The sequence below is a fragment of the Kitasatospora sp. NPDC059577 genome (assembly GCF_042735475.1).
In the GTDB taxonomy this organism is placed as follows: Bacteria; Actinomycetota; Actinomycetes; order Streptomycetales; family Streptomycetaceae; genus Kitasatospora.
The window spans coordinates 174,962-189,927 of record NZ_JBHWBZ010000008.1 but is presented as its reverse complement, the minus strand read 5'-3'; the positions used below and the strand labels follow the sequence as shown (position 1 = coordinate 189,927).

Annotated in this window: 16 protein-coding genes; 4 read left to right on the top strand and 12 right to left on the bottom strand. The window is 71.1% G+C overall.

Translation table 11 applies throughout. The annotated features are described in order from the left end of the window. Positions 1–117 precede the first annotated feature (117 nt). From ACFV0O_RS10580 to ACFV0O_RS10545, 8 genes are read right to left on the bottom strand one after another with little or no spacing between them, the layout of a single operon-like run. Positions 118–492, bottom strand: coding sequence for a metal-sulfur cluster assembly factor (locus ACFV0O_RS10580; protein WP_380339095.1), 375 nt, complete (start codon positions 490–492; stop codon positions 118–120). Positions 493–513: 21 nt separating this feature from the next. Beyond that, positions 514–966 (bottom strand): Fe-S cluster assembly sulfur transfer protein SufU, encoded by a 453-nt coding sequence (gene sufU, locus ACFV0O_RS10575; RefSeq protein ID WP_360255850.1) that lies wholly within the window; start codon positions 964–966, stop codon positions 514–516. Between the two features lie 20 nt (positions 967–986). Continuing rightward, positions 987–2,246 (bottom strand): cysteine desulfurase, encoded by a 1,260-nt coding sequence (locus tag ACFV0O_RS10570; protein ID WP_360255852.1) that lies wholly within the window; start codon positions 2,244–2,246, stop codon positions 987–989. Next, positions 2,243–3,007: a Fe-S cluster assembly ATPase SufC gene (gene sufC, locus ACFV0O_RS10565; RefSeq protein ID WP_063349527.1), complete on the bottom strand. Its 765-nt coding sequence runs from the start codon at positions 3,005–3,007 to the stop codon at positions 2,243–2,245. Before sufC ends, ACFV0O_RS10570 begins: the two co-directional genes overlap by 4 nt. 6 nt (positions 3,008–3,013) lie before the next feature. After that, positions 3,014–3,331, bottom strand: a complete 318-nt coding sequence (locus tag ACFV0O_RS10560; protein WP_360255855.1) for a bifunctional 3-phenylpropionate/cinnamic acid dioxygenase ferredoxin subunit — start codon at positions 3,329–3,331, stop codon at positions 3,014–3,016. Positions 3,332–3,336: 5 nt separating this feature from the next. Further along, complete coding sequence (gene sufD, locus ACFV0O_RS10555; RefSeq protein WP_380339091.1) at positions 3,337–4,566, bottom strand: Fe-S cluster assembly protein SufD; 1,230 nt, start codon at positions 4,564–4,566, stop codon at positions 3,337–3,339. 57 nt (positions 4,567–4,623) lie between these two features. Continuing rightward, complete coding sequence (sufB, locus tag ACFV0O_RS10550; RefSeq protein WP_360255860.1) at positions 4,624–6,039, bottom strand: Fe-S cluster assembly protein SufB; 1,416 nt, start codon at positions 6,037–6,039, stop codon at positions 4,624–4,626. Between the two features lie 9 nt (positions 6,040–6,048). Further along, positions 6,049–6,891, bottom strand: a complete 843-nt coding sequence (locus ACFV0O_RS10545) for a helix-turn-helix transcriptional regulator (RefSeq protein ID WP_380339147.1) — start codon at positions 6,889–6,891, stop codon at positions 6,049–6,051. 179 nt (positions 6,892–7,070) lie between these two features. Here ACFV0O_RS10545 and ACFV0O_RS10540 point away from each other — a divergent pair, with 179 nt between their 5' ends. Both ACFV0O_RS10540 and ACFV0O_RS10535 read left to right on the top strand, forming a co-directional pair. Next, positions 7,071–7,997, top strand: a complete 927-nt coding sequence (locus ACFV0O_RS10540) for an ABC transporter ATP-binding protein (protein WP_360255864.1) — start codon at positions 7,071–7,073, stop codon at positions 7,995–7,997. Beyond that, positions 7,994–8,809 carry an ABC transporter permease gene (locus ACFV0O_RS10535; protein ID WP_380339088.1) on the top strand — a complete coding sequence of 272 codons (816 nt, stop codon included), beginning with the start codon at positions 7,994–7,996 and terminating at the stop codon, positions 8,807–8,809. The genes ACFV0O_RS10540 and ACFV0O_RS10535 overlap by 4 nt, the downstream gene beginning before the upstream one ends. Before the next feature lie 120 nt (positions 8,810–8,929). On the opposite strand, the gene ACFV0O_RS10530 is transcribed toward ACFV0O_RS10535, so the two are convergent. Both ACFV0O_RS10530 and ACFV0O_RS10525 read right to left on the bottom strand, forming a co-directional pair. Continuing rightward, a complete protein-coding gene (locus ACFV0O_RS10530; protein WP_380339085.1) occupies positions 8,930–9,643 on the bottom strand; it encodes an LAETG motif-containing sortase-dependent surface protein in 714 nt (237 codons plus the stop codon). A 317-nt stretch (positions 9,644–9,960) separates the two neighbouring features. After that, a complete protein-coding gene (locus ACFV0O_RS10525) occupies positions 9,961–11,289 on the bottom strand; it encodes a choice-of-anchor A family protein (RefSeq protein ID WP_380339083.1) in 1,329 nt (442 codons plus the stop codon). Between the two features lie 235 nt (positions 11,290–11,524). Between ACFV0O_RS10525 and ACFV0O_RS10520 the strand changes: the two genes are divergently transcribed. After that, the gene (locus ACFV0O_RS10520) at positions 11,525–12,559 is read left to right on the top strand and encodes a heme A synthase (protein WP_380339145.1); all 1,035 of its coding nucleotides are present in this window, start codon (positions 11,525–11,527) and stop codon (positions 12,557–12,559) included. Between the two features lie 73 nt (positions 12,560–12,632). On the opposite strand, the gene ACFV0O_RS10515 is transcribed toward ACFV0O_RS10520, so the two are convergent. Further along, positions 12,633–12,968, bottom strand: coding sequence for a hypothetical protein (locus tag ACFV0O_RS10515; RefSeq protein ID WP_360255869.1), 336 nt, complete (start codon positions 12,966–12,968; stop codon positions 12,633–12,635). 149 nt (positions 12,969–13,117) lie between these two features. Here ACFV0O_RS10515 and ACFV0O_RS10510 point away from each other — a divergent pair, with 149 nt between their 5' ends. After that, complete coding sequence (locus ACFV0O_RS10510) at positions 13,118–13,759, top strand: DUF2461 domain-containing protein (protein ID WP_380339080.1); 642 nt, start codon at positions 13,118–13,120, stop codon at positions 13,757–13,759. A gap of 71 nt (positions 13,760–13,830) precedes the next feature. On the opposite strand, the gene ACFV0O_RS10505 is transcribed toward ACFV0O_RS10510, so the two are convergent. Next, a complete protein-coding gene (locus ACFV0O_RS10505; RefSeq protein WP_380339077.1) occupies positions 13,831–14,778 on the bottom strand; it encodes a heme o synthase in 948 nt (315 codons plus the stop codon). Between the last annotated feature and the right edge of the window lie 188 nt (positions 14,779–14,966).

Sequence of the window (14,966 nt, the reverse complement as noted above, 5' to 3'; positions counted from 1 at the left end):
CGGGGGCACCCCCCGCCAAAAACCGCAAACCCCGGGGGGGTTTACACCCGGAAAACGCCGCGCCCGCGCCACCCCCGAGGGTTCGCGCGGCAGCGGAACAACGATCGACCAGCTACCTCAGACGTTGAAGCCGAGCGCGCGGAGCTGATCGCGGCCGTCGTCGGTGATCTTGTCGGGGCCCCACGGCGGCATCCAGACCCAGTTGATGCGCAGGTCCTTCACCAGCCCGTCGGTGGCGGTCTTGGCCTGGTCCTCGATGACGTCGGTCAGCGGGCAGGCCGCCGAGGTGAGCGTCATGTCGATGGTGGCCACGTCGGACTCGTCGATGTGGACGCCGTAGATCAGGCCCAGGTTGACGACGTCGATGCCCAGTTCGGGGTCGACGACGTCCATCAGGGCCTCGGTCAGGTCCTCGACCGAAACGGTGCCGGCCGTGGTGCCGACGATGATGCCGGCCTGCTCCTCCGCAGCGGAGGTGGTCTCGTCACTCATGGTCTGTCCTCCTCTGCGGGATCAGTCGTTCACGGCGGGGTGCTGGGCGAGCGCCTGGGCGGTGGCGTCCTTCCAGGCCATCCAGCTGAGCAGGGCGCACTTGACCCGGGCCGGGTACTTGGAGACGCCGGCGAACGCGACCGCGTCCTCCAGCACCTCCTCGTCGCCCTCGCCCTGGCCCTTGCTCTGCATCAGCTCCAGGAAGGCCTCCTGGACCGCCTGCGCCTCGCCCACGGACTTGCCGACCACCAGGTCGTTGAGCACCGAGGCGCTCGCCTGGCTGATCGAACAGCCCTGGGACTCGTACGAGACGTCGGCCACCGTCGAGCCGTCGAGCTTCACCCGCAGGGTGATCTCGTCGCCGCACGTCGGGTTGACGTGGTGCACCTCGGCGTCGCCGTCCCGCAACCCCTTGCCGTGGGGGTTTCGGTAGTGGTCCAGGATGATGTCCTGGTACATCGAGTCGAGCTTCATGGTCGTCCTGCCCCGTCCCGTCAGCCGAAGAAGTTCCGGACGTGGTGCAGGCCGTCGATCAGCGCGTCGACCTCGCCCGGCGTCGAGTACAGGTAGAACGACGCCCGCGTGGTCGCCGGAATTCCGTACCGGAGGCAGACCGGCCGCGCGCAGTGGTGGCCGACGCGCACGGCGATGCCCTGCTCGTCCAGCACCTGGCCCACGTCGTGCGGGTGGATGTCGCCGAGGGTGAAGGAGATCGCGGCACCGCGGTCCACGGCCGTGCGCGGGCCGATGATCCGCAGGTCCGGGACCTCCAGCAGCCGCTCGACGGCGTACTCGGTGATCGCGTGCTCGTGGGCGGCGATCTTCTCCATCCCGATGCCGGACAGGTAGTCGATGGCCGCGCCGAGCCCGACCGCCTGGGCGATCGGCGGGGTGCCGGCCTCGAACTTGTGCGGCGCCGGGGCGTAGGTGGACGAGCCCATGGTGACGGTCTCGATCATCTCGCCGCCGCCGAGGAACGGCGGGAGGTCCTCCAGCAGCTCCTGGCGGCCCCAGAGCACGCCGATGCCGGTCGGGGCCAGCATCTTGTGGCCGGTGAAGGCGACGAAGTCGGCCTCCAGCGCCTGCACGTCCAGCACCATGTGCGGCGCGGCCTGCGAGGCGTCGATGACGACCAGCGCGCCGACCGACTGGGCCTTGCGGACGATCGTCTCGACCGGGTTGACCGTGCCGAGCAGGTTGGAGACCAGGGTGAAGGAGACCACCTTGGTCTTCTCGGTGATCAGCTCGTCGATGTTCGACAGGTCGAGCCGGCCCTCGTCGGTCAGCCCGAACCACTTCAGCTTCGCGCCGCTGCGCTGCGACAGCAGCTGCCACGGGACGATGTTGGAGTGGTGCTCCATCTCCGTGATGACGATCTCGGAGTCGGCGTCGACCTTGTACGGCTCGTCGGCCCAGGCCAGCATGTTGGCGACGAGGTTGAGCGACTCCGAGGCGTTCTTGGTGAAGATCACCTCGTTGCGGCTCGGCGCGTTGACGAACGCCGCGACCTTGTCCCTGGCGCCCTCGTACAGCGCGGTGGCCTCCTCGGCGAGCACGTGCACGCCGCGGTGGACGTTGGCGTTGTGCCGCTCGTAGTAGGCGTTCAGCGCTTCCAGCACCTGGCGCGGCTTCTGCGACGTCGCCGCGTTGTCCAGGTAGACCAAGGGCTTCTCGTCGTGCAGCAGCCGCTGCAGGACCGGGAAGTCCTTGCGGATCGCGTCGGTGTCGAGCAGTCCGGTGAACGGATGGGTCACGCGGATGCGCCCCCCTTCACGTACGCCTCGTAGCCCTCGTTCTCCAGCTTGTCGGCCAGCTCGGCACCGCCGGACTCGACGATGCGGCCGCCCGCGAAGACGTGGACGTAGTCGGGCTTGATGTACCGCAGGATGCGGGTGTAGTGGGTCACCAGCAGGGTGCCGACCTCGCCGGTCGAGCGGACCCGGTTGATGCCCTCGGAGACGATCCGCAGCGCGTCGACGTCCAGGCCGGAGTCGGTCTCGTCGAGGATCGCGATCTTCGGCTTGAGCAGTTCGAGCTGGAGGATCTCGTGGCGCTTCTTCTCGCCGCCGGAGAAGCCCTCGTTGACGTTGCGCTCGGCGAAGGCCGGGTCCATCTGGAGAGCGGCCATCGCCTCCTTGACCTCCTTCACCCACAGCCGCAGCTTCGGGGCCTCGCCGCGGACGGCGGTGGCGGCGGTGCGCAGGAAGTTGCTGACCGAGACACCGGGGACCTCGACCGGGTACTGCATGGCCAGGAAGACGCCGGCCTTGGCGCGCTCGTCGACGGACATCTCCAGGACGTCCTCGCCGTCCAGCAGCACCGAGCCGCCGGTGACGGTGTACTTGGGGTGGCCGGCGAGCGAGTAGGCCAGGGTGGACTTGCCGGAGCCGTTCGGACCCATGATGGCGTGGGTCTCGCCCTGCTTCACGGTCAGGTCGACGCCCTTCAGGATCTCGCGCGGGCCGTTCTCGGCCTCGACGGAGACGTGCAGGTCGCGGATTTCAAGGGTTGCCATGTGTACTCAGGACTCCTGGTTGACGGAGACGAGCACATCGTCCCCTTCGATCTTTACGGGGTAGACAGCGACCGGCTTGGTGGCGGGCAGGCCGGAGGGCTTGCCGGTGCGCAGGTCGAAGCTGGAGCCGTGCAGCCAGCACTCGATCATGCAGTCCTCGACCTCGCCCTCGGAGAGCGAGACGTTCGCGTGCGAGCAGGTGTCGTTGATCGCGAACACCCCCTCGTCGGTGCGGACGACGGAGACCGGCACGCCGTTGAGGTCCACGCGCTTGGGCACCTCCTCCTGGAGGTCGCTCAGCGCGCAGGCACGGAGGAAGCTCATCGCGTTCAGACCGCCGCTTCCAGCTCGGCGTCGATCTTCTCCATGAGCTGCTCCTGGACCTCGGCCACGCCGATCTGCTGGAGCAGCTCGGCGAAGAAGCCGCGCACCACCAGGCGGCGGGCCTCGTCCGCCGGGATGCCGCGGGCCTGCAGGTAGAACAGCTGCTCGTCGTCGAAGCGGCCGGTCGCCGAGGCGTGGCCGGCGCCGACGATCTCGCCGGTCTCGATCTCCAGGTTCGGGATCGAGTCGACCCGGGCGCCGTCGGTGAGCACCAGGTTGCGGTTGAGTTCGTAGGTGTCGGTGCCGAGCGCGGCGGCGCGGATCAGCACGTCGCCGACCCAGACCGCGTGCGCGTCCTGGCCCTGCAGCGCGCCCTTGTACGCCACGTTCGACCGGCAGTGCGGCGTGTCGTGGTCGATCACCAGGCGGTGCTCCAGGTGCTGGCCGGCGTCGGCGAAGTACAGGCCGAACAGCTCGGCCTCGCCGCCGGGGCCCGCGTAGTTGACCCGCGGGTGCAGGCGGACCAGGTCGCCGCCGAAGGTCACGACCACGGACTTGTACGTGGCGTCCCGGCCGACCAGCGCGTTGTGCTGGGCGACGTGGACGGCGTCGCGCTCCCAGTCCTGGACGGAGACGAAGGTGAGCTTGGCGCCGTCGCCGACGAGCAGCTCGACGTTGGCGGCGCGGGTGCCGGTGCCCACGTGGTTGAGCACCACGACGGCCTCGGCGAACGGCTTGACGTCGATCACGACGTGGGCGAAGCGGACGCCGCCCTCGCCGCGCACGTCGATCCTGACCGGCTCGGTCAGCACCGCGTCCTTGGGAACGGTGACCACCAGGGCCTGCTCGAAGGCGCTGAACGCCTGCGCGGCCACCCGGTCCACCGGCGTGCCCGCCTTGCCCAGGCGGGCGTCGTCGCGGCCGACGGTCTCGGCGGTGACGCCGTCCGGCAGGGTGAACTCGACCTTGTCCTCACCGCGCGGGGCGGCAGCGGCGGTCCCGTCGTGCAGCCCGCCGAGGCGGTGCAGCGGGGTGAACCGCCAGTCCTCCTCGCGGCCGTGCGGCACCGGGAAGTCGTTCACGTCGAAGGACGGCTTGACCGCGACGCGCGCGTCGATCGGCTGCTGGACCGTGGCCCGGCCGGTGCCGGGGCCGGCGAGCTGCGCGCCCGCGCCGGCGGTGCCGACCTCGATCGACCCGGCGGTGGTGGAGCCGGTGGTGTTCTGCTCAGCCATGGCTGTTCGTTGTGCTCTCTTCCTCGGAAATCAGTGGACGGCGGCTGCGGTCGGGGGTCAGCCGACCGCGCCCTCCATCTGCAGCTCGATCAGCCGGTTGAGCTCCAGCGCGTACTCCATCGGCAGCTCGCGCGCGATCGGCTCGACGAAGCCGCGGACGATCATCGCCATGGCCTCGGTCTCGGTCAGACCGCGGCTCATCAGGTAGAACAGCTGGTCCTCGCTGACCTTGGAGACGGTCGCCTCGTGGCCCATGGACACGTCGTCCTCGCGGACGTCCACGTACGGGTAGGTGTCCGAGCGGGAGACCGTGTCGACCAGCAGGGCGTCGCACAGCACGTTGGACTTGGCGCCGTGCGCGCCCTCGCCGATCTCGATCAGACCGCGGTAGGAGGTCCGGCCGCCGCCGCGCGCCACCGACTTGGAGACGATGTGCGAGGAGGTGTTCGGCGCCATGTGCACCATCTTGGCGCCGGCGTCCTGGTGCTGGCCCTCGCCCGCGAAGGCGATCGACAGGGTCTCGCCCTTGGCGTGCTCGCCCATCAGGTAGACGGCCGGGTACTTCATGGTGACCTTGGAGCCGATGTTGCCGTCGATCCACTCCATGGTCGCGCCCTCGTACGCCACGGCGCGCTTGGTGACCAGGTTGTAGACGTTGTTCGACCAGTTCTGGATGGTCGTGTAGCGGCAGCGGCCGCCCTTCTTGACGATGATCTCGACGACCGCGGAGTGCAGCGAGTCGGAGGAGTAGATCGGCGCGGTGCAGCCCTCGACGTAGTGGACGTAGGCGTCCTCGTCGACGATGATCAGCGTCCGCTCGAACTGGCCCATGTTCTCGGTGTTGATCCGGAAGTAGGCCTGCAGCGGGATGTCGACCTGCACGCCCTTCGGCACGTAGATGAACGAGCCGCCGGACCACACCGCGGTGTTCAGCGCGGCGAACTTGTTGTCACCGGCCGGGATGACGGTGCCGAAGTACTCCTTGAACAGCTCCGGGTGCTCGCGCAGCGCGGTGTCGGTGTCCAGGAAGATGACGCCCTGCTCCTCCAGGTCCTCGCGGATCTGGTGGTAGACGACCTCGGACTCGTACTGGGCGGCGACACCGGCGACCAGGCGCTGCTTCTCCGCCTCCGGGATGCCCAGCTTGTCGTAGGTGGCCTTGATGTCCGCCGGCAGGTCCTCCCAGGACTCGGCCTGCTTCTCGGTGGAGCGGACGAAGTACTTGATGTTGTCGAAGTCGATGCCGGTGAGGTCGGAGCCCCAGGTCGGCATGGGCTTCTTGCCGAACAGCTTCAGGCCCTTGAGCCGCAGGTTCAGCATCCACTCGGACTCGGACTTCTTCGCGGAGATGTCGCGCACGACCTCCTCGCTGAGCCCGCGCTTGGCCACGGAGCCGGCGGCGTCCGGGTCGGCCCAGCCGTACTCGTAGTTGCCCAGGCCCTCGAGCTCCGGGTGCGAAACGGTGTCAGTCATGCGAGTTTCCTAACGCGCGGACGCAGAATCTTCGGTGGACGTACCGGCAGTCGGCGCTGCATCGGAGTCGCGGCCCGCGGAACGCCGGGCGGACGACGATGCGGCACCGGGTGCCGGCACATAGGTGGTGCAGACCCCGTCGCCGTGGGCGATGGTGGCCAGCCGTTGCACATGGGTGCCCAGGAGCTGGGAGAAGACCTCGGTCTCCGCCTCGCAGAGCTGCGGGAACTGCTCGGCGATGTGCGCGACCGGGCAGTGGTGCTGGCAGAGCTGGGCGCCCGCCGGGGCCTTGGCCGCGGCCGACGGGACACGCCGCACCGTGGCAGCGTACCCGTCGGCGCTGAGCGCCTGGGCGAGTGCCTCGGTGCGTTCCCCCGCCCCGGCCAGGCGCAGTGCCTCCAGGTACTTCTCGCCCTGCTTGCCGAAACGGGCCCGGGCGAAGGCGGCGACCGCCTCCTCGCCCGCCTTTCCGCCGCCCACCGAGTCCGAGATCCAGCGCAGCGCGTCGGCGGCGAGCTGGTCGTAGGCCTGGTAGAAGGCGTCCCGGCCGCCGTCGGTGAGGGCGAAGACCTTGGCCGGACGGCCCCGGCCGCGGCTGCCGTAGACCCGCTGCTCGCGGGACTCGACCAGGCCCGCGGCGGCCAGTCCGTCGAGGTGGCGGCGGACGGCCGCGGCGGTGAGGCCGAGCCGGTTCGCCAGGTCGGCGGCGGAGGACGGGCCGTGGTCCAGGATCGACCGGGCGACCCGGTCCCGGGTGGCGCGGTGGCCGTCCAGCAGCACCTCGGCCGCCGTCACGGGCACGTCGCAGTGGGAGACCGACTCGGCCTCCTGCTGCTGGGCGTGCTCGCGCATGTTTTTCACAACACCAGTGTTGCGTAATTACTTCCGTCGGGACAACCCGTGATCCAGGCCTCACCGGTGTCATCGATCACGCAGGTAAGCCTTACCTGGCCTGGGGGAACGATCATCGAGGCCGTCGGCACCACCCCACCCTGGGGGCGATCCGTGAGCCGCCTCTTACACTCGCCGGTATGCACTCCGAACCCGCGGTCCAGATCGCCGGGCTGGTCAAGCGCTACGGTGACAAGGCCGCGGTCGACGGCCTCGACCTCACCATCGCGGCCGGCGCGATCACCGCCGTCCTCGGCCCCAACGGCGCCGGCAAGACCACCACCATCGAGACCTGCGAGGGCTACCGCCGCCCCGACGCCGGCACCGTCCGCGTCCTCGGCCTCGACCCGGTCACCCAGGGCGCCGCGCTGCGGCCCCGGATCGGCGTCATGCTGCAGTCCGGCGGCGTGTACGCGGGCGCCCGCGCCGTCGAGATGCTGCGGCACACCGCCAAGCTGCACGCCCACCCGCTGGACGTGGACGCCCTGGTCGAGCGCCTCGGCCTCGGTTCCTGCGGCCGGACCACCTACCGGCGGCTGTCCGGCGGCCAGCAGCAGCGGCTCGCCCTGGCGATGGCCGTGGTCGGCCGCCCCGAGCTGGTCTTCCTGGACGAGCCCACCGCCGGCCTCGACCCGCAGGCCCGCCGGGCCACCTGGGAGCTGGTCCGCGACCTGCGCCGGGACGGCGTCACCGTGGTCGTCACCACCCACCACATGGACGAGGCCGAGCAGCTCGCCGACCGCGTCGCCGTCGTGGACCGCGGCCGGGTGATCGCCGACGGCACCACCGAGGAACTGTGCCGCGGCGGCGCCGAGAACGCCCTGCGCTTCGACGGCCCGCCCGGTCTCGACCTCGGCCCGCTGCTGAAGGAGCTGCCCGAGGGCGCCACCGCCGTCGAGACCGCCCCCGGCAACTACCGCGTCGAGGCGCCGGTGGACCCGCAGCTGCTGGCCACCGTCACCGGCTGGTGCGCGGCCTCGGGGGTCCTGCCCGAACGGCTGTCCGTCCAGCGCCGCAGCCTCGAAGACGTCTTCCTCGACCTGACCGGACGGGAGCTCCGCTCATGAGCGCACCGAGCGAGGCGGCCGCGGGCGCCGTCGCCACCGACCACTCCCCCCGGCCCGGCGCCGCCCCGGTCGGCCGGATGCTGCTCGCGCAGACCGCGTTCGAGACCCGGATGCTGTGGCGCAACGGCGAGCAGCTGCTGCTCACCGTGGTCATCCCGACCGTGCTGCTGGTGCTGTTCTCCGCCGTGGACGTCGTCGCGGTCGAGGGCCCCGGCAAGCGGGTCGACTTCCTCGCCCCCGGCCTGCTCGCCCTGGCCGTGATGTCCACCGCCTTCACCGGGCAGGCCATCGCCACCGGCTTCGAGCGCCGCTACGGCGTGCTGAAGCGGCTCGGCGCCAGTCCGCTCCCGCGCTGGACGCTGCTGACCGCCAAGACCGGCTGCGTCCTGGTGACGGAGGCACTGCAGGTCGCGCTGCTGTCGGTGATCGCGCTGGCGCTCGGCTGGTCCCCGCACGGGCTCGCGACACCGCAGGGGGCCCTGGCCGTCGTCGCGCTGCTGGTCCTCGGCACCGCCGCGTTCTCCGGGCTCGGCCTGCTGATGGCCGGCACCCTGAAGGCCGAGGCCACGCTGGCCGCCGCCAACCTGGTGTTCATCCTGCTGCTGCTCGCGGGCGGGGTGGTCGTGCCGCTCGCCAAGTTCCCCGACGCGGTGCGGTCGGTGCTGGAAGTGCTGCCGATCTCGGCGCTCTCGGACGGCCTGCGGTCGGTGCTGCAGACCGGCGCCGGGGTGCCCTGGGCGGACCTCGGGATCCTGGCCGGCTGGTCCGTACTCGGCCTGGCCGCGGCCGCCCGCTTCTTCCGCTGGGAGTGAGCGGCTCCGCGCCCCGCGACGCCCGACGCCGCGACGCACGGCACCCGGGCCGCATGACGCACGACGCCCCCCGGCCTCATCCGGCCGGGGGGCGTCGCGGCTTCACGGCCGTCGGGAGCGTCAGCCCTCGCTGCTGCCACGGCGCTTGCGGGCGAGCAGAACGAGCGCGCCACCGACCAGCAGCACGCCGCCGCCGGCCGCGGCGATGATCGGGGTGGCGTCGTTGCTACCGGTCTGGGCGAGCACCGGCCCGCTGGTGGTCGGCGCCGGGACGGGGGTGTCGCTCGGGGTCGGCGTGGCCGGCGGGGTCACGGGCGGCGTCGCGGTGGGCGTCGGCGTGGGGGTCGGCGTCTTCGTCGGCGTCACGGTGGGTGTCGGCGTCGGCGTCGGCGTCTTCGTCGGCGTCGGCGTGGGGGTGGGGGTCTTGGTGGGGGTGGGGGTCGGGGTCGGAGTCGGCGTGTGGCACGGCTCGATGGTCTTGGTCTCGTTGATGTTCCAGCCCTTCTCGTTCGGGTTCTCCGAGGTGGAAACCACCAGAGTCGCCTTGATCGGGGCCGTGTGGTCCTTCACCGGGAAGGTGCCGTGGAACTCGGCGGGGAAGGCCTTGGCGTCCAGGACCTTGTCGCCGTCGATGGTGAGGCTGACGGTGTTCTTCACGTCAGACTTGGGGCTGTAGTTGATCAGATCGATCACGATCTTGTCGCAGGTCACCGACCAACTCGGCACGTGCGCCGAGGCGTTGGTGGCCAGCGCCAGGGGCAGGAGAAAACCGGCCGCCGCTGTGCCGGCAAGTGCCGCCGCGCCGATCCCGATGTGCCGCTGCTGTCGCGCCATTACGCTGTTCCCCTCAGAACGGTCTTGTGCAGCAGGCGTGTTGACTGGTTCGCGGTGGCCCGCTACGACTGTCCGGGGGACTCTACCGGCACCCCCGCATCCCGCCACACCCCGCCGCACGACCGGATTTCGTCTGTCCGTCCGGTCCTTGATGTGCATGACCAGCCCATCACGGCCGCCACCTCGCAGAACGCGAGTTCGGCGAACTTGAATGAACTTCGTCACCTTCAAGACAGAACGGCGCCCCCGGTGATCTGGTTCAATCACCGCGGGCGCCGCTTCGGTCACTCGGCGAACATCCGGGCGTTTCAGGCTTATCAGGCCTTCTTGGTCGCCTTGCGCCGGGCCGCCACCACGATCGCGCCACCCGCGGCGATCACCACGGCGCCGCCGATCGCCAGCGGCAGCACCGGGCCCGAGCCGGTGTGCGCCAGGTTGCCACCGCCGTCCGCCGTTGCGGACGGACCGGGCGAACCGGGCGAACCGGGGGCCACCGGAGCGGTGGCCGAGCCGGAGACCGACGGGCCGGCCGACGCGCTCGCGCCGGGCTTGCCGGTGCTCGGCGCGGACGGGCTCGCCGACGGGCTCGCCGATCCGCCCGGGGAGGCCGAACCGCTCGGCGTCACCGACGGGGATCCGCTCGGCACCACCGGCGGCGCGGTCGGCGAGCCGGTCGGCGTCGGGACGCCGGTGCCCGGAAGACAGCCGGTGAAGGGGTAGTGGTGCGTCTCCGCGCCACCCTTGCCGGTGAGCGACGCGGCGATCACCGAGCCGTTGACCGGGCCGCCGCTGCCGAGGTCGAAGGCGGCGTTCGGCGCGAGCACGGTGCCCGCCCAGGCGGCCTGGCTGTTCTTGACCACCGTGGTCGCGGCCGGGAAGTTCCAGAGCAGCTTGGCCCGGATCGCCCCGCCCGCCGCGCTCTGCAGCTTGTCGTCCAGGACGAACGCCGACGTGCCCGCGTCCCACAGGTGGAAGCCGGTGGTCCCGGCCGCCGCCATGTCGTACGAGCCGCCGGTCACGTTGACCACCGTCACCGAGCCGGTCGGCACCTTGAGGTAGATGTCCTTGGCGCCCTGCAGCTTCGCCGCGTCGACGGTGAAGCCGTTGTACTTCGCGTCCCCGCCGGTGAACGTCAGCTTGGCGCCCTCGGCCCGGACGGTGGCACCGGCGGTCTGCGGCACGGCGGCCAGCGCGGTGGAGGCGGCCCTCAGCTTGGCGAACTCGGCCTTGAAGTCGATCGGCGAGGCGCCCTGGGCGACCGCGCCCCGGTGGGCCTGGACGACCGCGCCGTCGACCTTGGAGCCGTAGACGCCGTTGCCCTTCATGACCTGGGTGTTGTGGCCGGTGATGCGACCGGCCACGACCAGTGCGTTCCTGCCGGGCAGCGCGTCGACCTCGGCGGCGGTGAGCTCCTGGCCGACCGAGAAGCCGCCGGTGAAGTCGGCGTTGCCGCCGACCGCGACCGCGCCCTCGGCGTCCGGGGTGTGGGTGTCGTCGCCCTCGATGAACTCGCCGTAGAGGTTGGCGACCCCGAGGCCGCGGCACTCCTGGTCGGCGCCGACGGCCTGGGCGGCCGGCGCGACGAGGCCGGCCAGTGCGAGCGAGCCGCCGACCGCGAGCGCGGCGGCGGAAATGGATATGCGCATGTGCGGGTCTCCGCTTGGGTGCGGGAGGAAAGGGGGGATTGGCCCGGAAAAGGTCTGGACCATTTGCGCACTCTTGCGGCCGGACGGCAATTGGTCAAGACCATTGATCATGGCCGAGCGGAATGCCCCTTTTGTCCGCACGCCCTCATCCGCGCGTCCCCGACCACCGGCTCCGCGGCCACCACCGCCCGCGCCACCGCGCCCCGCCCCAAGATCGCCTGTAAGGCCGCCTACGATTGACCCCGTGCGTACCCCCTTCTCCCTGCTCGCCGAGCGCTGGCAGCCCTCCGCCGCGATGGTCCGGCGCGCCGCGTTCGCCGCGCTGGTGATGAGCGTGGTGATCGTCGTCACCGGCGGCGCCGTCCGGCTCACCGCCTCCGGCCTCGGCTGTACGACCTGGCCCCGCTGCACCGACGAGAGCCTGACGCCCACCGCCGAGATGGGCTTCCACGGCGTCATCGAGTTCACCAACCGGATGCTCACCTACGTGCTGAGCGCCGCGGTCGGGTGGGCGATCCTGGCCGCCCGCTGCCGCCCCCACCCTTCGGCCGGGGGGACCCCCACCCAGCCTTCGGCCGGGGGGACCCCCAGCCCCTGGCGGCGCAGCCTGACCAAGCTCGGCTGGGCGCAGTTCTGGCTGGTGATGAGCAACGCGGTGCTCGGCGGCATCACCGTGCTGACCGGCCTCAACCCGTACACCGTCGCACTGCACATGATCGCTGCCATGGGCCTGGTCTGGGTCGCCCTGCTGATGTGGGAGCGCTCGAAGGAGGGCGACGGCCCGGCCGTGCTCTCGGTGGCCCGGCCGATCCACCAGCTGTCGTACGTCCTGGTGACGGTCATCGGTCTGCTGGTCGCGGCCGGCACCCTGGTCACCGGCGCCGGCCACCACCCGGGTACGCCCAAGGACAACAAGATCGTCCCCCGCATCCCGATCGACTACGACCGCCTCGCCCAGTTCCACGCCGACCTCGCCTTCGTCTCGGTCGGCCTGGCCATCGCGGTGATCTTCGTCTTCGCCGCCGTGAAGGCCCCCCGGCCCGCCAAGGCCCGTGCCAAGGAACTGCTCGCCGTCCTGGTGCTCCAGGGCGTACTCGGCTTCATCCAGTACTTCACCGACGCCCCCGAGCTGATGGTCGGCCTGCACATGCTCCTCGCCGCGCTGACCTGGATCGCCGCCCTCCGCATCCCGCTCGCTCTGCGCACCCGCGGGGACCTGCCCGTCACCGGACAGCTGCCCGCCCGGGAACCGCAGACCGCGACCGCCTGAGGCGCCCGGAACGACGGAGGCCCGGCTCCCCCCGCACGGAGGGGAGCCGGGCCTTCGCGGTGTCCGGGGGGCGTCAGCCGCCGAGCTGGATGCCGGCCATCCGCTTCCACTCGTACGGACCGGTCTTGACCTTGAGGCCCAGCTCGCCCTCGAAGTCGTCGTGCAGGGTCAGCCCGGCCAGCTCCGCGGCCCGGCGGCCCACGGCGTAGCTGGGGGCCACCTGGTCGCCCCAGGCGCCGTCCGCGCCGACCACGACGATCCGGGTGGCCACGGCACCGACGTACTCGACGACCGCGTCGGCGCTGCCGCCGTGCTGCTTGGCGAAGCTGGTCAGGTTCTTGGCGATGCGCTTGGCGCGGCGCTCGGTGCGGGCGTCCGGCGCGGCGGCGGCGGTCTCTGCGCTGCTCATGCGCCCGCCTCGCTTCGCTCGGCAGGGGCGTTCACCCGTGCGCACCTCTCGATGATTCGCTCACTTCGCTCGCTCATGCCCGCATGCTACCCAGCGGTAGCGCGACTGGCGACGGGAGCACCCTGTGCACCGGGACACATACTGGAGGCGTGACGTTCAAAGGCTGGCCGGACGAGGCGCTCGACTTCTACGAGCACCTGGAGGCCGACAACTCGAAGACCTTCTGGCAGGCCCACAAGGGGCAGTACGACGACGCCGTGCGCGCCCCCATGGAGCACCTGCTCGCCGACCTGGAGCCGGAGTTCGGGCCGGGGAAGATCTTCCGCCCGAACCGCGACGTCCGCTTCAGCGCCGACAAGTCCCCCTACAAGACGCACATCGGCGCGCACCTGGAGAGCGGCGGCTACGTGCAGCTCTCCGCCGACGGCCTGGCCTGCGGCAACGGCATGTACCAGCTCGCCCCGGACCAGCTGGAGCGCTACCGCGCCGCCGTCGCCGAGGACGTCACCGGCGCCGAGCTGGAGCGGGTGATCGCCCGGGTGGAGCAGGACGGCCCGCAGGTGCTCGGCCGGGACTCCCTCAAGACGGCCCCGCGCGGCTACCCCAAGGACCACCCCAGGATCGAGCTGCTGCGGCACAAGGGCCTGGTGGCCTGGCAGGAGTGGGAGCCGGCGACGTGGCTGGGCACCCGCGCCGCCCACACCCGGATCACCGGTTTCCTGCGCGCCTCCCGCCCGCTGCGGGACTGGCTGGACGGCCACGTCGGCCCCTCCGAGCTCCCCGCCCGCTGAAGCCCGCCGGGCCCGCCCCGGAAACGCGAGAGCCCCGGTCCACCGGACCGGGGCTCTCGCGCACGTACCTCTTACTTCACGAACGGGTCGACCGCGCAGACCACCATCAGCAGCGACAGGTAGGTGATCGACCAGTGGAACAGCCGCATCTCCTTGAGCTTGGCGCCCACGATCCCGGCCTTGGCCCGCGCGTACAGCGCGTGCGCCTCGCGCAGCCAGGCCCCGCCCAGCAGCACCGCGGCGACGGGGTACAGCCAGCTCATGTGCCCGAGCGGCCACACCGCCAGCGAGACGGCGACCATCACCCAGGAGTAGATGACGACCTGCTTGCCGACCGCCACGTTGCCCTTGACGACCGGCAGCATCGGCACGCCGGCCCGCAGGTAGTCGTCGCGCACCTTCATCGACAGCACCCAGGTGTGCGGCGGCGTCCAGAAGAACACCACCAGGAAGAGCATCACGGCCGCCCAGGACACCGAGTTCGTGACGGAGGACCAGCCGACCAACACCGGCATGCAGCCGGCGATGCCGCCCCAGACGATGTTCTGCGAGGTGCGCCGCTTGAGCCCCAGCGTGTAGACGAACACGTAGAACAGCAGCGCGCCCAGCGCCAGCCCGGCGGAGAGCCAGTTGACACCGAAGCCCAGCAGCAGCGTCGACACGACCGCGAGCACGACGCCGAACACCAGCGCCTCGCGCGGCGACACCATCCCGGTGACGATCGGACGCCGCTCGGTGCGGGTCATCATCGCGTCGATGTCGCGGTCGATGTACATGTTGAGGGCGTTGGCGCCGCCCGCCGAGAGGTAGCCGCCGACCACGACCTTCAGCACCAGCAGCATGTTCGGCACGCCCTGCTGGGCCAGGAACATCACCGGCACGGTGCTCATCAGCAGCAGCTCGATGATCCGGGGCTTGGTCAGTGCGACGAACGCGCCGACACGGGCCCCGATCGGCCGGTGCGCAGGCGTCGCCCCGGTGACCCCGGCGGGACGGGTTTCGACGGCGGTCACTAACACCCCAACTGAAGATGAATCCTCGCAGGCGTCCCCAGGAACGAAGGGTCCCGAAATCGTCCGCTCTGCGCGTACCACGACACCATAGACGTTCCATATATCCCATCCGGCTCCGGGGTCCCCCGGCGAGGCCGAACCGCACACCCCCGGGTGAACCGACTGGGTGAAGCCACGAACCGTCCCCGGCGGTC